The following is a 19,969-nucleotide window of genomic DNA, read 5'->3' as shown; positions in this document are numbered from 1 at the left end:
GGGTCAGACCGCCGGAGTCAGCGCGGGATCCGGGTTCGGGCTGGTTTCGGACGGTGCTGGGGCCGGGTCCGGGTTGGCTGGTTGGGTGGGCTCCTGCTGGGGCACGGTCGGCTCGGGCGACGGCGGCACCGGGTTTTGCGGCGCCGTCGGTTCCGGCTGGGGAACAACGGGGTCCGTCGACGGCGGAGGTACGCTCGGGTCCGTAACGACAGGAGGCGTTGTCGGATCCGTCGCAGGTGGCGGCACAGTCGGTGGAGTGGTGGCAGGAGGTGGCGTGGGACCGCTGGCCGCTCCGCCGGTGGGTTCAGGAGTTGGCGTGGTGGTTCCCGATCCCGGCGTTCCGGGTGCCGGGGCACCATTCGTCCCGGTGCTGCCGCCCGTCCCAGGGGTGCCGCTTGTGCCGCCGGTCCCTGCCGAGCCGGCCGCGCCGCCGGTCCCCGCCGCCGAATCTGCCGGGGATCCCGCCGTCGAACCCTGGCCGGTCCCCGCCCCTGTGCCTGGCCCGCCAGTTCCTGTCTTGCCGGATCGGGCAGGGCTCTTTCCCGTCCCCGTCCGCGTCACCCCAGCCCCAGCGCTTGCCTCGAGTCCCGCCGGCGGACCCCCAGCCGCTGACGCAGCCCCGGGCGCTGCCCCGCTGCCGGCGTCCGGCGGGCCGGACGGCGTAGCTTCGCCGCGCATGACGTCGGCTGCCTGGCTACCGAACATGGAAGCGAGTATGCCGTTGCCTTCTGGGCTCTGCGCCGCCGTCGCGGTGGCAACGGTGAGCGCCGTCGCCGCGGTGACCGCTGCTGCTGCCAGCCGCAGGCGGGTGCGGGGTGCATGGCCGGGCTTGTCCGCAGACTTAGCGGCACCAAACTTCGCGGCACCGGGGTGAGGCCTGGCGACGACGTGCGGCCGCGCTGGTACAGGACCGGCGGAAGGAGCAGCAGCCGGAACGGCCGCAGCAGCCGCAGCGTCCATGCCTGCCGACATCCCGGCCCCTGCCACAGCCGCCCCCAGGCAGATGGAAGACTTCGGATCAGCGTCGACGGCGATGGGCCGGTCGAGTTCCACCGAAATCATCCCGGCCACCAAGGGAATGCGCGATGACCCCCCGATCAGCAGGACAGCACGCAGCTCCGCGGGCTCAACGTTGATGCTGCGCAGGCTGCGCTCCAGTGCGTGCACCGTTTCCCGGATGGGCGCCTCGATCAGGGCTTCGAATTCGGACCGGACCAGCCGCAGCGTCCGCTGGGTTCCCGGCAGGGCGACGGCGATGCTGGCTTCGCTGTCCATGGAGAGCGCTTCCTTGGCCTCCCGGCATTCCCGCCGCAACCGCGACAACGACGCTTTGCTTTCGGGATCCTCCGGATCAAGCCCCTCGATGGCCTCACCCAGGTGGCCGATCACGTGGCGCAAAACGGCGGCGTCGAAATCGGCGCCGCCAAGGGTTTCAATGCCGTCGGGACGGCCCAGGAGCTCGAAGGTGCCGGGCGCCGTCTTCCGCAGAACGGCAGTATCGAATGTCCCGCCGCCGAGGTCGTACACAGCAACGGTGCTGCCGTCCTCCACCCGTGTTTGGGCCGCATAGTGCAGGGCCGCGGCGACAGGTTCACTGATCAGCGTGACGTCCGTCAGCCCGGCAAACTTCAGCGCCGCGAGGACGGTTGAGGTGCGGTGCCCGCCCCACGATGCGGGGTGCGTCATGATGATCGACGACGGCGAGCTCCCCTCGCGCTCTTCGGCTTTGTCCACCACCCATTTGGCCATGGTGGCGTACACGTCCTCCGGGGCCAACCACGCCTCACCCACTGCAAGCGGAACCGCGTCCCCTATGCGCCGCTTGAACTCCCTGACCATCCGCCCGGGATCGTCCAAACCCCGGCGCTCAGCGGCCTCCCCCACCAGGATCCGGCCATCAGCTGCGTAGTAAAGAACCGACGGCACGGCACTTCCCTGCAGCCCCAGCGGCAGGATTTCAGGTGTTGGTGTGGAGCCCCCAGCGGGTCTGATGAGGGCTGCTGCTGTGTAACTTGTCCCGACGTCAATGGCGAGAACATAGCTCATGGGTTCCTCGAAAGATCACATGGCACGGCGCGAGCGAGCGGCTTCACTTGCGGATCCTGAACAAGTTAGCACCTGCTCCGGAGCGGCAAAAGGCTTACTTGCTACACCGATTTGTCAATTTCTTGGTCCCTGAAATGACTATCCAGGTAAAGCTCCTGCTCAGGGCAGGAGTGTCCCCTAAAGTCCGGAGTATGAATGCAGGCCGTTGAAAACGGTGTTTACGAGGGTGAAGTTGATGATGACGCAGGCATAACCGACGATCGACAACCACGCTGCGCGGGTTCCGGTCCAGCCGCGCGTCGCACGGGCATGCAGGTACCCGGCGTACACAACCCAGATCACGAAGGTCCATACTTCCTTCGGGTCCCAGCCCCAGAAACGGCCCCAGGCCTTCTCAGCCCAGATGGCGCCGAACATGAGGGTGAACGTCCAGCCGATGAAGGCGATCGCGTTGATGCGGTAGGAAAGGTTTTCCAGGCTCAGTGCGTTGGGGACCACCCGCATGAAGGCCAGGTTGTCCTTGCGTCCTGCGGCCAGGTTCTTCTGCCGGTACGACTGCAGCAGCTGCAGCACGGACATGGCGAAGGTCAGGGTGAACAACGCCGACGACAGGACGGCGATGGAGACGTGGATGATGAGCCAGTAGCTCTGCAACGCCGGAACCAGGTGGCCGACAGGGGTCCAGAAGGACACGGAAGCGGCCACCAGCATGATGATCGCCAGGCCCAGCACGAACGTACCCAGGAACCGCAGGTCCCGCCGGATCAGGGTGATCAGGAAGACGGCCACCGCCACGAACGCACCCGTGGTGAGGAACTCGTACATGTTGCCCCACGGGACACGGCCGGCGCCCAGGGCCCGGGTTACGACTCCTGCGCCATGGATCAGGACGCCAAGGACCGTCAGGGCAACAGCCACCCGCGCCGGAACGCGTCGTTCGGCCGTGTACCGCATGTCGCCCGCGGCGGTTCCGCCCGCGTAGGTGGGGCCCGACGTCGGCCGCTCGGCCCGCCCGGCCGGCCCACCGGCGTCGGGACCTGACAAAGCAGCCCCAACGCGACCGGCGCCGACAGCTACCTTCTCGCCGGTGGAGATGGCCGCGGCCTTGAGGTCCACTGCCTGGAAGGTCTTGCTGCTCTTCGCCAGGTCCCAGGCAAAAGCGATGAACGCCACGGTGTACGTGCCGGCGGCCAACAGCATGAACAGCTCGCTGTACTGGCCCAGGGTTTCGTTGATGGCTGGCATTACTGGTCCTTCGAGGTTGAGGAAGAGACGGTTCGCGGGGCGGGGGGCTCCGTCGGGTCGGGGATGTTCCATTCGCGGGCAAAGAGTTCACGCAAAGCTGCGGCTTCGCCTGCGAGCCGGTGGTCTTCGCCGCGGGCAAGCAGGCCGTACTCCACCATGGTGCGGCCGTCCTCGTGCGTCCCGGTTCGGACCCACACGCGGCGACGGTTGACGTACAGGGAAACCATCAGGCCGGCCACGGCAAGCAGGCCGAAGATCAAGGCGTACAGCTGGCCCGGATTGTGGTGGATGTCCACGCCGATGTACTTCTTGACGCTGTCGAAACTGATGCTTCCCTTGCCTTCGGGAAGCGTGGCGCTCTGACCCAGCCCCAACACGATACCGCCGGCCTCGAGCTTGCGCCCGTTCAGCTGGGTAAGGTCCCTGACGTCCAGTTCAAAGACGTTCTGCGGCGCGCCGTCATCCAACCCCAGGTCACCGTAGTAGGAATCCAGGGTCAGTTGGGGGTTGGCCAATGCCGGGTCGGCGCTGAAGGAGATTCCCTGGTCCGACTCGAATGCGGTGGGCAGGAAGAAGCCGTTGAAGCCGAGTTGATCGGGCTTGCCGTCCGGGACCTTGATGACAACTGAGGAGTAGTAGTTGGCACCCTGCACTTTGGCAGTCACAGGTCCCTGGAAGGCCACATTGCCGTCGCCATCCCGGACAGTGACCACAGGCGCGTAGCCGTTACCCGTGAGGTACAGGCTGGTTCCGCCCAGGGAAACGGGGTCGTTGACCTTGAGCACTTGCTTCTGCTCGGGGGCGTCCGGGTTCTCCTTGGTGGTGACCTCAGCCGTGTAGTCGATCGGCTGACCGGTTTTCTTGGGCGATTCCCGGTCAAACGTCGCTTGGAACTTGTCCAATCGGAGGGAGTACGGCTGGAGCGAGCTGCTCTGGAAGTTGGTCCCCGGCGTGAACTGGTCGTAGCCCACCAAGGTGTTCACGAACGTTTCGCCTTCGACCAGGATGCGCTGGCCGCTGTACCCGAAAAGGCCGCCGATGGCCACGGACACCAGCACGCCGATCAACGAGGTGTGGAACACCAGGTTGCCCACTTCCTTCAGGAAGCCGCGCTCGGCACCCAGGGACGGCAGGGCGCCGTCGACGTCCCGCACTTCAACGCGGTAGCCGCGCTTCTTGAGCAGCCCGGCGGCATCGTTGATGGCTTTCGACGCCGGGATCCCGGCGTCGGCGGGCAGCGCCAGGGTGCCGTACTCCGGAAGCCGCGACAGGCGCTTCGGGGTCCGCGGCGGCTGCGACTTCATGGCCTTGTAGTGCGCGATGGCGCGCGGCGTGACACAGCCGATCAACGAGATGAAGAGCAGGATGTAGATAGCCGAGAACCAGGCTGAGGAGTAGACGTCGAACATCTGGAGGGCGTCAAGGAATGGCCCGGTTGCCGGGTTGTTCTTGATCCACTCCGTGACGGTGACCGGATTGGCGGCGCGCTGTGGGAAAAGTGAACCCGGGACTGCTCCCACAGCAAGCAGCAGGAGCAGGAACAGCGCCGTACGCATGCTGGTCAGCTGGGTCCAGGCCCACCGGAGCATGCCTTTGAATCCGAGCGCAGGTACCGCGGCCTCGGATTTGGCCTGCTGGAGCTTTCCTTCCGCTGTCTTTTCAGCGGCTGGTGACTTCTTCTTGGCTTTCACGGACCCGCTCATCAGATTGGCAACTTCACGTCGTTTTGGAACCAGTACTGCAACTCGGTCACCCAGTGGCCCCACACACCGGTGGCCATCAGGATGCCGAGCAAAATCAGGATGCCTCCGCCGATCCGCTGGATGGCCAGCCGGTGCTTGCGGAAGAAGGACATCACACCCATGCCGCGGCGCACAGCCAGGGCGATCAGGAGGAACGGGATGCCCAGGCCAAGGCTGTAGATGAACGCCAGCAGCGCACCTTTGGCAGCCGAGGAGCCGCCGGAGAGGCTCAGCAACTGCACGGCGGAGTAGGTCGGGCCAATGCAGGGAGCCCAGCCCAACCCGAACGTCAGCCCCAGGAGCGGAGCGCCCCACAGCCCGGCCCGTGGTTTCGCGTGGATCTTGGCGTCCCGCTGCAACCAGCCGAACCCACCCATGAACACCACGCCCATGACGATCACCAGGATGCCCAGCAGCTGCGTGATCCAGGCGTTCTGGGGGCCTGTCAGGAGGGTGCCGAGCTGGCCGAAGGCACCGCCCAGGAGCACGAAGATCACCGAGAAGCCGAGGACGAACAGCCCGATTCCCGCCAGCATGCGGCCCCGCCGCTGCTTTTCAAGATCGACGCCGGTCAGTCCCGTCACATACCCGAGGTACCCGGGCACCAGGGGCAGCACGCACGGCGACAGGAAGGAGACCAGCCCGGCCAGCAGTGCCACCGGCACTGCCAGCAGCAGGGAACCGTTGAGGATCGTCTCGGCGAATGGACTGTTCACGGCGACTACTCGGCCACGGCTGAGGTGATGAGGGCCTTCAAGGTGCTCTTTTCAATCTCCCCGAGCACGCGGGAGGCCACTTTGCCTTCCTTGTCCAGGACCAGGGTCGTGGGAACAGCACCCGGAGGGACGATGCCGGAAACGGACAGCAGTACTGACCCGTCCTTGTCGTTGAAGCTCGGGTAGGTGAGGTTGAACGTCTTGTCGAAGGCCTCGGCGGTGGCTTTCTCGTCCCGGAGGTTCACGCCGAAGAACTGGACACCCTGGTCCTTGTATTCCTGGTGCAGGGCTTCAAGTTGCGGGGCTTCAATACGGCAGGGCGCGCATGCGGCGAACCAGAAGTTCAGCACAGTGACTTTGCCCTTAAGGTCCTCGGGTTTGACTTCAGTCCCGTTGAACAGCGCGCCTTTGAGGGCCACGGGTGCTGCACGGTCAGCCTTGGCAAACTCTGTCACCGAGCCGTCACCTGCAACGTAATTCTTGTTGTCACCGGCTTTGGCCTGCTCCGCAAGGGAATCCTTCTGCGCGCAGGCGGAAAGACCCATGGTCAGTCCGGCCAGCAGGACACCGCCGGCAGTAAGAACGCCGCGGCGGGAGAGGTTGTTGTCCATGTCTTCCTAAGCCCCCGGGGTGCTGGCCGCGCCGGGAAGCAGGGCTGCAGCGGGTTCGCTGTACTCAACTCGGATGATCTTGCCGTCGTCGTCCAGGGTCAGGGAGGTAAGCGACGTCAAGGTGCATTCACGCTTGCGCGGATCGTGTGCCAGCCGCCGTCCCTCGGCGGTCAAGCGGGTGGTCCAGATGGGAAGCTGGTGGCTGACCAGGATCGCCTCGGCGCCATCCCCGCCCAGCTCAATGGCCTTCAGGCGGGCATCCTCCACCGCCGCCAGCACACGGGCCGCCTGCTGCTTGTACGGCTCTCCCCATGACGGGCGCAGCGGGTTGCGGAAGTAGAACCAGTGCTTGGGCTTGAGGAACTCGCTCTTGGTGGGATGGAGTCCTTGGAAGTGGTTCTCGGCTTCAATGATCCGGGGCTCGATAGCGACCTTAAGGTTCAGCGCTTCCGCCGTCGGCATGGCTGTTTCCTGGGCGCGCGTCAAGGGCGAGGCGACCAGATGCACGATCTTGGCGCCCTCGGCGGCTCGGGCAACGAAGTGGTCGGCCAGCATCCGGGCCATCTCACGGCCGCGCTCGGAGAGGTGGAATTCCGGCAGTCGACCGTAGAGGACGCCGTCGGGATTGTGGACCTCGCCATGGCGAAGCAGATGGACAGTTGCTTGGGGCATGTTTACCAGTTTCTCAAAGAAGCGGGACGATCCGAAATCTTCTACCGCAAGTAGAACTCAAAAATTTCCCGAAAAGTTCCACGGAGTTGGAATAAAAGATGCATATGCATGTTTATACTAGACACGAAGCTCGGTTGACGCTTCAAGCAATTGGTTTCAACCTAGCAAGCACGCAGTACCTTCCACTACCTATAGGAGCAACAACCATGATGACCCTCCCCGCTTCCGTCACCACCGGCACCTGGACCCTCGACGCTTCCCACAGCGAGATCGGCTTCACCGTCCGCCACGCAGGCATCAGCAAGGTCCGCGGCCAGTTCAAGGACGCTGCAGCCACCCTCGAGGTCGGCGAAACCTTGGCCGACTCCAAGGTCAACGCAACCATCCAGACCGCCAGCTTCGACTCCGGCGACGTCAACCGCGACGGCCACGTCAAGGGCGAAGACTTCTTCGACGTCGAGAAGTTCCCGGAGATCACGTTCGTTTCCCGCCACGTCAAGGCCAACGGCAACAGCTTCGACCTCGTGGGCGATCTCACAATCAAGGGCGTGACCAAGGAAGTTTCCATCGAGACCGAATTCAACGGTGTGGCCGTGGATCCGTTCGGCAACACCCGTGCAGGCGTCTCCGGTGAAACCACCATCAGCCGCAAGGACTTCGGCCTCACCTGGAACGCAGTCCTCGAAGCCGGTGGCGTACTGGTCAGCGACAAGGTTGTCATCAACCTGGAACTCGCGTTCATCGCTCCGGCAGCTGCCTGATTCCACAAAACCCCGGACGGCGTCCCTGCCCAGCCTCGTGCTGCAGGGGCGCCGTTTCGCATTCGGGTGTTTCTCGCACACATGGGTCACCCGGCCATTGTTCGGCAAACACCCTGTATTTAGCTGCGAGTTGGCTCCGAATTTCCTATGCAACCTTCAACCTGCGGTCTACAGTGATGCCATGAGTACCCCAGATGAAGCACCCCAGCCACAGCAGCCCGGCGCCCAGCCACCGCAGCAAGGCAATGTTCCTCCTGCGGGCTACCAACCCCCAGGCGGTTACCAGCCCCCGCAGGGCGGCACTGTTCCGCCCGGCGGATACCAGGGACAGCAGGGCTACCAGCCACCGACACAACCTGGCCAGTTTTCGCAGCCTGGTCCGGCACAGGGCGGCCCCGGTCAACCAGCCCCCGGGCAGCCGGGATTCCATTTCGAAATGCCCACCGATGGACCCCGCCACCTGAACGACGTCATGCCCCAGGGCGGATTCTCGGGAATCTTCAAGACCCAAGGCCTGCCGACGGAATTGAAGGTGTCGTACTTCATCTGGGTGATCTCGGGACTCCTGGCCCTCCTCTTCGGGCTCATCGGGTTTTTCGCCATCATCGCGGCCTTCGCTTTCATCCCCGGCGTGGCAGCATTCCTGCTGGTACTCCTGATCCTCAGCCTGGCTGTAGCAGCAGCCCAGATTGTCCTGGCCATGAAGATGAAGGAAGGAAAGGAGTGGGCCCGCCTGGCCCTGACAATCCTTGCCGCCGTATCGCTGCTCCTGGCCATCTTCGGCTCCATCAACTCCGGTGCCCCGGGCGCTGGCTTGGGCGGCAACTGGTTCGGCTTCCTTGTCAGCGCCGTAGCCGTCGTCCTGATGTGGCTGCCCAACTCGCAGCTCTGGTTCAAGGCAATCAAGGGTCACGCCTAGCGCAACCGGAGCTACCGGCGTCGTCCTTCACCAGCGCCTTGTGAGCAGAAGGCCGCGGGCGGTCCTTAGGGGTCCCCGCGGCCTTCATCATGAAGACGTACTCCAACATGATGATTTTCCCTGGCCCCTTGAATTTCCTGCGTGTGGTAGGCATCGTCGCAGGAGCGTGGGGGTACGGTGGAAGCAGAACCACGCTGGGGGCAGGGTCACTTTGCTGATCCCGGCGGCCGTACCTGCAGTCGAACAAGCAAAGGAATGCCATGAGCAACCCTCCATACCCGCCGTCGAACCCGGGCGACTCCAACCAGCCCGCGCAGCCGGGCGGCCAGCCGGCAGCACCGCAGTACGGCCAGCAGTCCCAGCCCCCGGCAGCACCGCAGTACGGCCAGCAGTCCCAGCCACCGGCAGCACCGCAGTACGGTCAGCCCGCAGCTCCCCAGTATGGCCAGCAGACCCCGTACGGCCAGCAGTCCCCCTACGGCCAGCCCGGTTCCTCGCCCTATGGCCAGGCACCGCAGTACGGGCAGGACACCAACTGGCCCAGCCAGCAGCCCGGCCCTTCCACGGTCCCCCAGATGGTCACCATCGCCTTCTGGTTGATCGTCGGAGCAGCTGCGATCTGGCTTATCTCCATCTTCATCTCCATTGCAGCCATGAACGACCCCGCCTTCCGGAGCATGTTCGAAGAGCAGATGGCGGCCGGTGGCGCCGCTGATCTCCGCTTTGAAGACGTCAAGGGCTTCATTGTTGGCGTCATGATTGCGCTTGGCGTCATCGGTGCCGGACTCTACGCCCTCGTGGCCCTCAACGTTCGCAAGGGCAAGAACTGGGCACGCATCCTGGGAACTGTCCTCGCCGCGCTTTCCATCTTCGCCCTGGTACCGCTGAGCCTGGCAACGCTGTCAGCACTGCTCGGCATCGCAGCGATCGTCCTGCTGTACCTGCCGGCGTCGGCTCCGTACTTCCGGAAGACGCAGCAGTTCGGAAACCCGTACGCCCGCTAAAGGGCCGGTTTTACATAGCAACTCCGGGCGCGGACCCGGGTGAGGCTAAACAGCCTGGCCCGGCGTCTGCGCCCTTTGTGCGTGGTAGGCCAGAATCTGGAGTTCCGTTGCCATGTCCACTTTTCGCAGGTTCACATGCGGCGGAACCTGCAGGAGCACCGGCGCGAAGCTCAGGATGCTCCTGATGCCTGCTGCGATCACACGGTCGCACACTTCCTGCGCCACGGTTGCCGGGAGTGCGAGTACAACCATGTTCGTGTGCGTTCGCTCCAGGACGCGCTCAAGTTCGGCAGAGTCGCTGACGCGCAGCCAACCGACCTCGTTGCCGATCACCATCGGATCGGCGTCGAAAATGGCCACGACGTCGAACCCGCGGGACTCGAACCCGCCATACCGGGCCAGCGCCTTCCCGAGGTTACCGGCACCTACGATGGCCACTTTCCAGTCATGGGTCAGGCCGAGCGCTGCGGCGATGTGGCGGCTCAGGTACTGGACCTCGTAGCCGACGCCGCGGGTTCCGTAGGAGCCGACATACGAAAGGTCCTTGCGGAGCGTTGATGAGCTGACGCCCGACGCTTCTGCCAGCGCTTCGGAGGAGACGCGCTCCACGCCTTCGGCCAGGAGGGAGTTCAGCGCACGCAAATAGAGGGTCATCCGGGCCACAGCCGCGGGCGGGATCTGCTTGGCGGCAGGTTCGTTGTCCCCGGAAATTGCTTCCGCGGACGGTTCCAGCGCAGTCACGGTATTCTCCATTGCGTCGCTTTGTTGTTCCACTCTATGACCCCCGGCCGGACTCAACAAAAGCCACCACAGCTGGCCGGCTCCACCTCAGCCCGCCAAGGCTTTCTTCAGGGTGCGGGTCAGCCGGTCTTCGTCAATCTTCCAGAAATCGCGCTGGATACCGTTCACCAGCACCACCGGAATCTCTTCGGCGTAGCGCTCCTGAAGTTGGGGGTCGCCGTCGATCGACTGCTCGGTCCAGCCCAGGCCAAGGGCTTGGGTAACGCGCTCGACGGCGGCACGCGCCTCGGTGCAGAGGTGGCAGTCAGCTTTGGTGAGGAGAACGACGTCGGGATTAGCCATGTGCTTAACGGTAACCGCCCCCACCAACCCTCACTCACACCCCACCCCCTTCCCACCAACCCTCACTCACACCCCACCCCCTTCCCACCAACCCCCACTCACACCCCACCCCCTAGGGGCTTGTTCGTGCGCCCTCAGCGCGGGGTACCGGCGATTGACTAGACTCAAGTCATGCCCGAGGAGAAGAACGCCGCCGTTGCCGCATCTGCCCAGGTGCAGAAGCACATCGGTGAAGCAGCTTTCTTCGACGTCGACAACACGTTGATGAAGGGCGCCAGCCTGTTCCATGTCGCGCGCAAAATGTACGAACGCAAGGCCTTTACGTTGCCCCAAGCGGCTGGCTTCGCTTGGAAGCAGTTCAAGTTCGTGATGCGTGGCGAGAACATGGAAGATGTGCATGCTGTTCGCGACTCTGCCCTGACTCTGGCAGCCGGAATCAGCGTTGAGGACATCAAGGCCCTGGGTGAAGAGGTCTATGACGAGATGATCGAGTCGAGGATTTGGCCCGGAACCAAAGCTTTGGCAGAACAGCACCTCAGGGTTGGCCGTAAAGTCTGGCTGGTGACGGCTACACCCATCGAGGTCGCAACCGTGATCTCCACGCGCCTCGGATTGACAGGGGCGCTGGGCACCGTAGGTGAAGTGCATGAAGGTATGTACACCGGGAAACTGGTCGGCGACATATTGCACGGTCCGGCCAAGGCGGTCGCCGTCGAGCTCGTTGCCGAACGGGAAGGCCTTGATCTGGACCACTGCTGGGCCTACAGCGATTCCGCCAATGACATTCCACTCCTGACCATGGTGGGGCACCCCGTGGTCATCAATCCCGACGCCAAGCTGCGGCGCCACGCCCGCGACAACAACTGGCCCGTCTACGACTTCCGTTCCGGTCGGCGCGCCGCAACACTCGGGCTGAAGGCGGCGACAGTCGGCGGGGCGATCTACGGCCTATGGCGGGGCTTCTCACGGTTCCGCGGCCCACGCCTCTAGCCCAGCCCTCACTCACATCCCACCGTTTTAAACCCAACCCTCTCTCACATCCCCCCGGTCTAAACCCGACCCTCTCTCACATCCCACCGGTTTAGACCCAACCCTCTCTCACATCGCGGAGTCGGCCCGGCATACCTGTGGATAACTTCTGCACTCCCAACGGCATCTGGGTAACAATGCCGTATGCAGATACCGATTCCCGTCCCCTCCCAGCTGAGGTCCGCCCCGTTTACACTTTCAGAGGCCAAAGATGCCGGCCTGACTCAACGACATCTTTGGGGACGGGTCAGCATAGAACCGGTCAGCAAGGGCATTTACCGGCCGTCAACTTGGGACTTTGACCTTGAAGCAGCTGCACGATCACTTTCGTCTGCGAGCCCAGGGGCTTGGATATCGCATGTCACTGCCGCCAGACTTCATGGGTTTCCGCTCCCTCCGTGGCTATCCGACGCACATGAACTGCACCTGAGTAAGCCGCGGAACCTCCCGGCAACTCGGCGGAAAGGGGTCACCGGGCACACCGTGGTGGTGGCCGAGGGGGAAGTTGAAATGGTGCGCGGGCTTTGGATCAGCACACGGTCCAGGACCTGGCTTGATCTTGCCCGCACGCTGCCCTTGAAGGAACTCATTTGCGTCGGTGACCACCTCATTCGCGTGCCGCGTGCCGAGTTCGAACAACGGGACACGGCCTACGCAACCACTGACAGCCTCCGCGCGATGGTGGACCGCCACAAGAACCTGCAAGGTGTCGTCCGCGCGCGGGACGCACTCGAACTCATGCGGGTAGGAGCGGATTCAGCGCCCGAATCCCTCCTCCGCCTTGCCATGCTTGATGCCGGATTGCCGGAACCGGAATTGCAGGTTCCCCTGCGGATTGGCGATCGGCTGTCGCCTTCAGCCGACCTTGGCTACCGCGAGCGTCGGCTCGCTATCCAGTACGACGGCGGCCATCACCTTGAGGAGGAACAGATCCACAGTGACCGGCGCAGGGACAAGGCGTTCCGCGCAGCAGGCTGGACTGTCCTTGTCTTTGGGAAAAACGACCTCGCTGACGGCTTCGCCGATGCCACAGGGGAGATCAAACGAGCCCTGCGCAAGGCCTGGGTAGACCCTGCAATCCAAGCGGGCTTCGCAAGACCCCTAGGATGAGCGAGCGTCCGCAACAAACCCCGGGGAACGTGAGCGAGCGTCCGCAACAAACCCCGGGGAACATGAGCGAGCGCCAGCAACAAACCCCGGGAACATGAGCGAGCGTCCGCAGGAAACCCCGGGAACGTGAGCGAGCGTCAGTGGGATGCAAAAATGCCCGCCGCCTTGAGAGGCAACGGGCATTCACGCTTGGTGAAGTATCTCTACTTCTTATTGCGGCGCTGGTGGCGGGTCTTGCGAAGCAGCTTGCGGTGCTTCTTCTTGGCCATACGCTTGCGGCGCTTCTTAATAACTGAACCCACGAAAGTTCCTTACAAACTAGAAGGTCCTGTCTGTTGGAACGGATCCGCGGAAGCAGACAGTACAACTGACAGATTCTTACAATGACGTAAAACGTTCCTTAACAGAGTACCGCTTCAAAGAGGTACCCCATGACCACGGTCCGCTGAACGGACCCCGGCGGCCTCAGGCGGTCTCGGATTGTCCGTCGACCACAGCACCTTTGAGGTACTGGGCTACGGCTTCTTCGGGAACCCGGAAGGAACGGCCAAACCTGACGGCTGGCATTTCCCCTGAGTGAACCAGGCGATACACGGTCATTTTGGAAACACGCAGGACGTCGGCCACTTCGGCCACCGTCATGAAACGCGCATTCGAGAAGTTAGTCTCCGCGGACATTTCCCATATTCCTTTGCTCTCAGCCGACAGGACACCCCCAGGAAACGGTGTGACGATGCTGAGCCATCCAACAACCATGTGCTAGATACTCTAGAGGCTGATGGGGCCTAAGTGAAAGCTTTTCGAGGAAGTGGGACACTACTCCCCCAAGACCTCCCTGCGCTTCCGGGCCGAGGCAGCAAGCTGTTCAAGGACCGACGCCGTGACATCCCACTCCATGCAGGCGTCCGTAACGCTCTGTCCGTACACAAGTTCCTGCTCGCCTGAAAGCTGCTTGGCGACGTCCAGGTTCTGCGCGCCGCCCACCAGGAAGCTCTCGAGCATTACGCCGGCGATGGGAGAAGACGCGCCAGCTTCGAGCTGGGCACCGATTTCCAGGGCAACTTCAGCTTGGCGGTGGTGGCTCTTGCCGCTGTTCGCGTGGCTGGCGTCAACGATCAGGCGCCGGTTGAGTCCCTTGTCCGCGAGCTTTGACGAAGCTGCGGCAACGTCTGCGGCGGAGTAGTTCGGGCCCTTGCGTCCACCGCGCAGGATCACGTGCGTGTCCGGGTTTCCGGCCGTCGCCACCAAAGCCGCGCGGCCGTCGTCGTCGATTCCCAGGAAGGCCTGCTCAGCGGCAGAGGCGCCGCAAGCGTCGATGGCTACCTGGAGGTCGCCGTCGGTGCCGTTCTTGAAGCCGATGGGCATGGAGAGTCCCGAGGCGAGCTGGCGGTGGATCTGGCTTTCGGTGGTCCGGGCCCCGATGGCGCCCCAGGAAACGAGGTCGGCCATGTACTGGGGGCTGATGGGTTCGAGGAACTCGGTAGCGGTGGGCAGGCCGAGCGCGGTGACCTGCTTCAGGAATCCACGTGCTGCGCGCAATCCTGCGGCGATGTCGTGGCTGCCGTCCAGGTGGGGATCGTTGATGAGGCCCTTCCAGCCAACCGTGGTCCGCGGCTTCTCGAAGTAGGTCCGCATGACGATCAGGAGGTCTTCCTTGTGCTTCTCGGCCTGGCTGACCAAGCGGCGGGCGTATTCAAGCCCGGCTTTGGGGTCATGGATGGAGCACGGACCGACGATCACGAGCAGGCGGTCGTCGACGCCGTCCATGATGGCGCGGACCTGGTCACGGCCACGGTCGACGACGGCAGCTGAGCGTGCGTCCAGGGGCAGCTCTGCGATGAGGTCCTGCGGGGCCGGAAGCGGCTCGAAGCGGGCCACCCGAAGGTTGGAGGTGGCGGGCTGTGCGGATTCGTCCGAGGTCACGGTTTCGGGGGCGATGCTGGTCATTTCTGGGTCCTGTCCGGGATGCGGAGCGGGCCCCTTTTCAGAACCCGCCGGATATGGCGAAGGGCAGAGAATGATCTCTGCCCTGTTGGCTCTGAAGGAAAGTTGGATGCGTGTCAGTTAGACGCGGGCCCCTCCAGAGCCAACGAAAAATACGCATACCAACGGTTAGTCATAGCCACACCATAACCACCTCTGGTCAGACCCCGCAAATCGTGTCCGTCATGATGACAGGAGTTTGCGCAGGAACTGCAACTGCTTGATCCAGTGGTGCTCCTGCCCGCCCTCGTGGTTGTTGAAGCGGTACACCTCGATGTCCTTCTGCGGTGACCCGCCAAGCGCACCGTAGTTGTTGTAGCTCGCGAACACCGTAGATGGCGGGCAGATGTCGTCCATCTGGGCAGCCGAGAACAGCGCTGGAACCGCGGCAGCCCTGCCCAGGTGCACGCCGTCGAAGTAGTTCAGCACAGCCAGCATTGGCTCGTAGCGGTCCCGGTGCCTGCCCAGGAAAGACGCGATCTCCGGGTAGGGACCGCGCGGGGCGATGTCGATCGCACGGGGGAAGTCCTGCAGGAAGGGGACGTCGGGCAGCGCGGCGATAACGCCGTCGAGCCTTCCGGCCGCCAGCCCGGCGGCGGCGACGGTGATGCCCCCGCCCTGACTCACGCCGGTCAACACCACGGCGGAAGGGTCGACGGCGGGATGGCTCTGTGCCGCTTCGACGGCGCGGAAGGCATCCACGTAGACCCGGCGGTAATAGTAGTTGTCCTGGTGGTCCGCGCCCCGGGTCATGAGGCCCGCGTAGTTGACCTCGCCCGCTGAGGGGTGCGGATCCGGAGTATCCCCGGAGACTCCGCCGTACCCTTGGCCGCGGGTGTCCATGATGAAGTGGGCATAGCCTGCCTGCGCCCAGCGGGTGTTCTGATTCACCAGCCCGCGTCCTCCCGAGTAGCCGATGTACTCCACCACCACGGGAAGCTGTGTGCCGGGTTCAAGATGCGCCGGAACGTGCAGCCACCCCTTGATCCGGTCGCCGCCGAAGCCTGAGAACGTGACATCGAAGGTGTCAATGACGCTGAGGTAGTTGTCCACTGGCTCGAACACGGCATCCAGTGGCAGCGACCGCGCTTCGGCGATGGTCCGGTCCCAAAACTGGTCCAGATCGGCTGGCGGCGTTGCTACGGAGGTGTAGTCGCGAAGTTGCTCGAGCGGAAGGTCAAAGAGAGGCATGAGGTCATCCTACGTCATGGCTTGTGCGCCCCGTCACAGCGCCTTCGGGTCGGTTGCCGGCGGGTTTGGGCGCAGCGAAACCGCGCCCCCGGTCGATCACTACTGACCGGCCGGGGCCGCGGTTTCTGCTCCGAAGAAGCTAGCTGATGGCGGACTTCATTTCGTCCACAGCCTTCTTGCCTGCTTCCTCCGCGGAAAGCCTGTTGAACATGACCTCCGAGGTGTAACGCTTGATGATTTCCTGGATGGCACCGGCACCCTTGGGCGGAGCAGCCGGTGCGTCACCGAGCTCATCCTTGATGGCACTGATGAAGTCCACTACCTTGACGTCTGCCTTTGCGAGCTTGGGTGCGATTGCTTCGCGGACCTCGGAGTTCGGGTAAACGCCGCGGTCTGCCAGCAGGATTTCGCCGGCCTTGACGTTGTTAGTGAGGAAGTCGATGAACTTGGCGGTCTCTTCGGGGTGCTTGGTCCGTGATGAAGCCGACCAGAACTGCGAGGCCTTGTACCAAAGCTCCGCATCATCGGCCTTGCCGGTCTTTGACGGGAAGCGGAGGATCTGCAGTTCGCCACCGGCGGCCTTCTCCAGGGCAGGAAGCTGGTTGGACCACCAGAAGGCCATGCCGTTCTTGCCGGTAGCCAGGCCGCTCTGGTCAAGCGGTGCAGCTTCAGCTTCAACGATTTCAGATGCCGTCGGGACGGCCTTCTTGTCGCTCATGTCCTTCAGGAATTCCCAGTAGCCCTTGATGTCGGAGGGCTCGAAGCCGAGCTTGCCGTCCTGGGTGTAGAGCGACTTGCCGTTCTGTCGCAGCCATACGCCAAGTGAGGCTTCATCCGTGCCATAGGCTGCGGCGCCATACGTGCCCTTAGGCGACTTGGCCGTCACTTCCGCGGCAATGCGTTCGAAATCGTCCCAGGTCCAGGTCTTGTCATCCGGGAGCGGGACGCCGGCGGCTTGGAACACTGCCGGGTTGGCCAGGATGGTGGCAGCGTTGATGCCTGCCGCAATGCCGGTCAGCCCTTTCTCGCCCTTGCCTGCGTTCAATGCGGCCTCGTCCAGCTTGGAGGTGTCGATCTTGTACTTGGAGAGGTCAAGCAATGCGCCGCGCGTCGAGTACTCGGTGATGTACTTTTCATCCATCTGAATGATGTCCGGGGCGTCGTTGGCAGCCACCTGCGTTGCCAGCTTGTCCCAGTATCCGGACCAATCGCCGAACTCCGCCTTGATGGTGATGTTCGGGTTTTCTGCCTCGAATGCCTTGATGGCTTCCTGAGTCAGCTGGGCCCGCTTATCGCCGCCCCACCAGGAGAAGCGGAGCTCGACCTTGCCGTCGGCACTCTTGGCTTCGGACCCTCCACCGCAGGCGGTGAGTGCAAGGACCGCGGCCGCCGTGGCTGCGATCACAGCAGAGGCACGGAACCTGCGCTTGCTGCGTTTGGCCTTGGCAACCAAGGATCCTCCTGTGGATGGTGCTGCTGCGGGGGCGACTGCTTCACCCTCTGGATATGCGGGCACTGATGTCTCCGATCTTCGTTGATCCTGATGCGGTGTGTGTGAGAAAGCGTTTTCTTGAGTTTATGGTACAAGTCACATTCTTGTATTACAAGATACTGTCTTGTTCCTTTTGGCAGAAGTTCGACGGCGGCCCCGGAGGCGGGACGGCGACGTCGCGGCGAGGGACTGGCTGGCCACCGGCAAGGTGCCGGATGGCCACCCGACCAAGCCCTGGCGCCTACTTGATACCCGTGGTTGCGATGCCCTTGATGAGGAACCTCTGTCCGAAGAGGAAAACCAGGAAGACGGGCAACAGGGACACGATGGACATCGCGAAGAGCGAGCCCCAACTGGTGGCCGACTGCGAGTCGACGAACGCCCGCAGCGCAACCGGCACGGTGAACATGTCCGGGTCCGTCAGGTAGATCAGGGCGCCGAAGAAGTCGTTCCAGGTCCAGATGAAAGTGAAGATAGTGGTGGTGGCGAGCGCCGGGACCATCAGCGGCAGGATGACCCTGAGGAAGATCCTGGGGTGGCCTGCACCGTCGATGCGGGCCGCCTCATCCAGGTCCTTGGGAATACCGCGGATGAACTGGACCATCAGGAACACAAAGAATGCGTCCGTAGCCAGCAACTTGGGCACGATCAGCGGCCAGAAGGTATTCACCCAGCCGATCTGCGAGAACAGGATGTACTGCGGAACGATCACAACGTGGAACGGCAGCATGATGGTCAGGAGCATGATGCCGAAGAACAGCTTCTTGCCGCTGAACTGGAGTCGGGCAAAAGCATAGGCGGCCATGGAACACGAGACCAGGTTGCCCACGATCGAGCCGAGGACCACGATCGCCGAGTTGATCATGTAATGCCCGAACGGGTGGGTCAAAGCGGACCAGCCGTCCGTGTAGTTGCTCATTTCGAGGTTGTTCAGCCACAGGCCGGGCTCCCGGAAGATGAGGTCGTTCGGGCGCAGGGAGGAGATCACCATCCACAGCAACGGGTAGATCATCACGCCGCCCACGATGATCAGGATGGCGTGCTTAATCAGGCCCTTGATGCGGGCACTGCGGCTGAAAGCCAGGTTGCCGCGGGATTCACGACGGCGAGGGTTCTTGCCTGATGCGGCCACGGAATCGCCGCTGGCCGCGGGGAGAGTCTGGAGTTTAGTCATCGTAGAACACCCAATACTTTGAAGCGATGAAGTTGATGGCGGTGAAGACACCGATGATGACCAGCAGGAACCAGGCCATCGCTGAGGCGTAGCCCATATCAAACTGGCCGAAGCCCTTTTGGTAGAGGTACAGGGTGAAGAACATCGTGGAGTCGGACGGGCCACCGTTTCCGCCGGAGACGATGAACGCCTGGGTGAACGACTGGAATGAGCCGATGATCTGCAGCACCAGGTTGAAGAAGATGATGGGACTCAGCATGGGCAGCGTGATGCGCCAGAACTGCTGGAGCGTGGTGGCACCGTCAACCTTGGCTGCCTCGTAGTACATGTTCGGGATCTGGCGCAGGCCGGCAAGAAAAATGATCATGGGGCTGCCGAAGGTCCACACGTGAAGCAGGATGATGGAGCCAAGAGCTGTGTTGGGATCCGAGATCCAACCGGGCCCTTCGATCCCGATCATTGCCAGGACCTGGTTCACCAGGCCGGTGGTGCCGAAGATCTGCTTCCACAGGATGGCTACGGCCACGGAACCGCCCAAAAGCGAGGGCAAGTAGAAGATGGAGCGATAGAACGGCAACCCGCGCAGACCCTTGTCCAGGACCAGCGCAATCAGCAGGGCAACCGCGAGCTGGAGGGGAACGCCCACCAGCACGTAGGTAAACGTAACGCGCAGCGAGTTGTGGAGCCGGGCATCGCCAAACATGCGGACGAAGTTATCCAAGCCCACCCATTCCGGCGGCTGCAGAAGGTTGTAGTCCGTGAAGGACAGGTACAACGACATGAGCATGGGTCCCACCGTGATGACGCCCAGGCCCAGCAGCCAGGGAAGGAGGAAGACGTAGGCGGCTTTGTTGTCGCGGCCGTTTGCCTTCTTCTCTTCCTTTGTCATGGGGCCCTTGCGGCGGGTCATGGATGAGAGTTCGCCAATAGCGCTCATTGCTTCCCCCTCACCGTCCCGCGAGCGCCTTGCGGCGTCCCCGCGTGTTCATATGCGGCCATGTGGTCTCCTTTGGTCATCGTGGCCATCCACGGAGTACGAGTGTGGTTGGTGCTTGCCTGCAGGACGTCGCCGGTTCTCTGGCGCTACCCCTTCGAAGTGCCAGGATCCGGGTCCCGGTTTCAGCGGCTCCGTACCAAAGTAAACGTTTTCTTGACCCATGTACAGCCTTTTGCTAATTTTTGAGAAAGCGT

General features: G+C 63.1%; 20 protein-coding genes. 5 read left to right on the top strand and 15 right to left on the bottom strand.

Translation table 11 applies throughout. The annotated features are described in order from the left end of the window. Positions 1–3: 3 nt before the first annotated feature. The 6 genes from PQ627_RS10600 to PQ627_RS10575 form a co-directional block, all read right to left on the bottom strand. On the bottom strand, positions 4–2,046 hold the full coding sequence (locus PQ627_RS10600; RefSeq protein WP_274260760.1) for an Hsp70 family protein: 2,043 nt from the start codon (positions 2,044–2,046) through the stop codon (positions 4–6). A 177-nt stretch (positions 2,047–2,223) separates the two neighbouring features. Beyond that, positions 2,224–3,291: a c-type cytochrome biogenesis protein CcsB gene (gene ccsB, locus PQ627_RS10595; RefSeq protein ID WP_274260758.1), complete on the bottom strand. Its 1,068-nt coding sequence runs from the start codon at positions 3,289–3,291 to the stop codon at positions 2,224–2,226. After that, entirely contained in the window at positions 3,291–4,994 is a 1,704-nt protein-coding gene (gene resB / locus PQ627_RS10590) for a cytochrome c biogenesis protein ResB (protein ID WP_274260756.1), read from the bottom strand. Before resB ends, ccsB begins: the two co-directional genes overlap by 1 nt. Next, the gene (locus PQ627_RS10585) at positions 4,994–5,749 is read right to left on the bottom strand and encodes a cytochrome c biogenesis CcdA family protein (protein ID WP_144659159.1); all 756 of its coding nucleotides are present in this window, start codon (positions 5,747–5,749) and stop codon (positions 4,994–4,996) included. Before PQ627_RS10585 ends, resB begins: the two co-directional genes overlap by 1 nt. 5 nt (positions 5,750–5,754) lie before the next feature. After that, positions 5,755–6,360, bottom strand: coding sequence for a TlpA family protein disulfide reductase (locus PQ627_RS10580; RefSeq protein WP_274260753.1), 606 nt, complete (start codon positions 6,358–6,360; stop codon positions 5,755–5,757). A gap of 6 nt (positions 6,361–6,366) precedes the next feature. Next, on the bottom strand, positions 6,367–7,032 hold the full coding sequence (locus PQ627_RS10575; RefSeq protein WP_274260751.1) for a histidine phosphatase family protein: 666 nt from the start codon (positions 7,030–7,032) through the stop codon (positions 6,367–6,369). 209 nt (positions 7,033–7,241) lie between these two features. Here PQ627_RS10575 and PQ627_RS10570 point away from each other — a divergent pair, with 209 nt between their 5' ends. The 3 genes from PQ627_RS10570 (at position 7,242) to PQ627_RS10560 (ending at position 9,716) form a co-directional block, all read left to right on the top strand. Further along, positions 7,242–7,793 (top strand): YceI family protein, encoded by a 552-nt coding sequence (locus PQ627_RS10570; RefSeq protein WP_144659655.1) that lies wholly within the window; start codon positions 7,242–7,244, stop codon positions 7,791–7,793. 181 nt (positions 7,794–7,974) lie between these two features. Beyond that, positions 7,975–8,712, top strand: a complete 738-nt coding sequence (locus PQ627_RS10565; protein ID WP_274260749.1) for a hypothetical protein — start codon at positions 7,975–7,977, stop codon at positions 8,710–8,712. 260 nt (positions 8,713–8,972) lie between these two features. Next, positions 8,973–9,716, top strand: a complete 744-nt coding sequence (locus PQ627_RS10560; protein WP_274260747.1) for a hypothetical protein — start codon at positions 8,973–8,975, stop codon at positions 9,714–9,716. A 45-nt stretch (positions 9,717–9,761) separates the two neighbouring features. On the opposite strand, the gene PQ627_RS10555 is transcribed toward PQ627_RS10560, so the two are convergent. Both PQ627_RS10555 and PQ627_RS10550 read right to left on the bottom strand, forming a co-directional pair. Continuing rightward, positions 9,762–10,469 carry a redox-sensing transcriptional repressor Rex gene (locus PQ627_RS10555; RefSeq protein WP_274260745.1) on the bottom strand — a complete coding sequence of 236 codons (708 nt, stop codon included), beginning with the start codon at positions 10,467–10,469 and terminating at the stop codon, positions 9,762–9,764. Between the two features lie 75 nt (positions 10,470–10,544). After that, on the bottom strand, positions 10,545–10,799 hold the full coding sequence (locus PQ627_RS10550; protein ID WP_274260743.1) for a glutaredoxin family protein: 255 nt from the start codon (positions 10,797–10,799) through the stop codon (positions 10,545–10,547). Between the two features lie 171 nt (positions 10,800–10,970). Between PQ627_RS10550 and PQ627_RS10545 the strand changes: the two genes are divergently transcribed. Beyond that, on the top strand, positions 10,971–11,789 hold the full coding sequence (locus PQ627_RS10545; protein ID WP_144659152.1) for an HAD family hydrolase: 819 nt from the start codon (positions 10,971–10,973) through the stop codon (positions 11,787–11,789). A 549-nt stretch (positions 11,790–12,338) separates the two neighbouring features. Continuing rightward, on the top strand, positions 12,339–12,938 hold the full coding sequence (locus tag PQ627_RS19940) for an endonuclease domain-containing protein (RefSeq protein ID WP_337993561.1): 600 nt from the start codon (positions 12,339–12,341) through the stop codon (positions 12,936–12,938). Positions 12,939–13,141: 203 nt separating this feature from the next. Here PQ627_RS19940 and PQ627_RS10535 read toward each other — a convergent pair whose 3' ends face one another. The 7 genes from PQ627_RS10535 to PQ627_RS10505 all read right to left on the bottom strand — a co-directional run bounded on the left by PQ627_RS10535 (position 13,142) and on the right by PQ627_RS10505 (position 19,715). Then, positions 13,142–13,240 carry a 30S ribosomal protein bS22 gene (locus tag PQ627_RS10535; protein WP_003792170.1) on the bottom strand — a complete coding sequence of 33 codons (99 nt, stop codon included), beginning with the start codon at positions 13,238–13,240 and terminating at the stop codon, positions 13,142–13,144. 163 nt (positions 13,241–13,403) lie between these two features. Then, positions 13,404–13,616, bottom strand: a complete 213-nt coding sequence (locus PQ627_RS10530; RefSeq protein WP_017199160.1) for a helix-turn-helix domain-containing protein — start codon at positions 13,614–13,616, stop codon at positions 13,404–13,406. Positions 13,617–13,754: 138 nt separating this feature from the next. Next, on the bottom strand, positions 13,755–14,885 hold the full coding sequence (locus PQ627_RS10525) for a 3-deoxy-7-phosphoheptulonate synthase (protein WP_274260734.1): 1,131 nt from the start codon (positions 14,883–14,885) through the stop codon (positions 13,755–13,757). A 219-nt stretch (positions 14,886–15,104) separates the two neighbouring features. Continuing rightward, complete coding sequence (locus PQ627_RS10520; RefSeq protein ID WP_274260732.1) at positions 15,105–16,112, bottom strand: acetylxylan esterase; 1,008 nt, start codon at positions 16,110–16,112, stop codon at positions 15,105–15,107. A gap of 139 nt (positions 16,113–16,251) precedes the next feature. Then, entirely contained in the window at positions 16,252–17,628 is a 1,377-nt protein-coding gene (locus tag PQ627_RS10515; RefSeq protein WP_144659148.1) for an ABC transporter substrate-binding protein, read from the bottom strand. Between the two features lie 217 nt (positions 17,629–17,845). Then, positions 17,846–18,778 (bottom strand): carbohydrate ABC transporter permease, encoded by a 933-nt coding sequence (locus PQ627_RS10510; protein ID WP_144659147.1) that lies wholly within the window; start codon positions 18,776–18,778, stop codon positions 17,846–17,848. Continuing rightward, complete coding sequence (locus PQ627_RS10505; RefSeq protein WP_144659146.1) at positions 18,771–19,715, bottom strand: carbohydrate ABC transporter permease; 945 nt, start codon at positions 19,713–19,715, stop codon at positions 18,771–18,773. Before PQ627_RS10505 ends, PQ627_RS10510 begins: the two co-directional genes overlap by 8 nt. Between the last annotated feature and the right edge of the window lie 254 nt (positions 19,716–19,969).

The organism is Paenarthrobacter sp. AB444 (genome assembly GCF_028736865.1).
Classification (GTDB): domain Bacteria; phylum Actinomycetota; class Actinomycetes; order Actinomycetales; family Micrococcaceae; genus Arthrobacter; species Arthrobacter nicotinovorans_B.
Note: the sequence above shows the minus strand (reverse complement) of the source record. Positions and strands in the feature narration are given on the sequence as shown.

What these genes read in the sequence shown, in the direction of transcription:
- PQ627_RS10600 (WP_274260760.1), bottom strand. Translation starts at nt 2,046, where the DNA reads ATGAGCTATGTTCTCGCCATTGACGTCGGGACAAGTTACACAGCAGCA.
- ccsB (WP_274260758.1), bottom strand. Translation starts at nt 3,291, where the DNA reads ATGCCAGCCATCAACGAAACCCTGGGCCAGTACAGCGAGCTGTTCATG.
- resB (WP_274260756.1), bottom strand. Translation starts at nt 4,994, where the DNA reads ATGAGCGGGTCCGTGAAAGCCAAGAAGAAGTCACCAGCCGCTGAAAAG.
- PQ627_RS10580 (WP_274260753.1), bottom strand. Translation starts at nt 6,360, where the DNA reads ATGGACAACAACCTCTCCCGCCGCGGCGTTCTTACTGCCGGCGGTGTC.
- PQ627_RS10575 (WP_274260751.1), bottom strand. Translation starts at nt 7,032, where the DNA reads ATGCCCCAAGCAACTGTCCATCTGCTTCGCCATGGCGAGGTCCACAAT.
- PQ627_RS10570 (WP_144659655.1), top strand. Translation starts at nt 7,242, where the DNA reads ATGACCCTCCCCGCTTCCGTCACCACCGGCACCTGGACCCTCGACGCT.
- PQ627_RS10565 (WP_274260749.1), top strand. Translation starts at nt 7,975, where the DNA reads ATGAGTACCCCAGATGAAGCACCCCAGCCACAGCAGCCCGGCGCCCAG.
- PQ627_RS10560 (WP_274260747.1), top strand. Translation starts at nt 8,973, where the DNA reads ATGAGCAACCCTCCATACCCGCCGTCGAACCCGGGCGACTCCAACCAG.
- PQ627_RS10555 (WP_274260745.1), bottom strand. Translation starts at nt 10,469, where the DNA reads ATGGAGAATACCGTGACTGCGCTGGAACCGTCCGCGGAAGCAATTTCC.
- PQ627_RS10550 (WP_274260743.1), bottom strand. Translation starts at nt 10,799, where the DNA reads ATGGCTAATCCCGACGTCGTTCTCCTCACCAAAGCTGACTGCCACCTC.
- PQ627_RS10545 (WP_144659152.1), top strand. Translation starts at nt 10,971, where the DNA reads ATGCCCGAGGAGAAGAACGCCGCCGTTGCCGCATCTGCCCAGGTGCAG.
- PQ627_RS19940 (WP_337993561.1), top strand. Translation starts at nt 12,339, where the DNA reads ATGGTGCGCGGGCTTTGGATCAGCACACGGTCCAGGACCTGGCTTGAT.
- PQ627_RS10530 (WP_017199160.1), bottom strand. Translation starts at nt 13,616, where the DNA reads ATGTCCGCGGAGACTAACTTCTCGAATGCGCGTTTCATGACGGTGGCC.
- PQ627_RS10525 (WP_274260734.1), bottom strand. Translation starts at nt 14,885, where the DNA reads ATGACCAGCATCGCCCCCGAAACCGTGACCTCGGACGAATCCGCACAG.
- PQ627_RS10520 (WP_274260732.1), bottom strand. Translation starts at nt 16,112, where the DNA reads ATGCCTCTCTTTGACCTTCCGCTCGAGCAACTTCGCGACTACACCTCC.
- PQ627_RS10510 (WP_144659147.1), bottom strand. Translation starts at nt 18,778, where the DNA reads ATGACTAAACTCCAGACTCTCCCCGCGGCCAGCGGCGATTCCGTGGCC.
- PQ627_RS10505 (WP_144659146.1), bottom strand. Translation starts at nt 19,715, where the DNA reads ATGAGCGCTATTGGCGAACTCTCATCCATGACCCGCCGCAAGGGCCCC.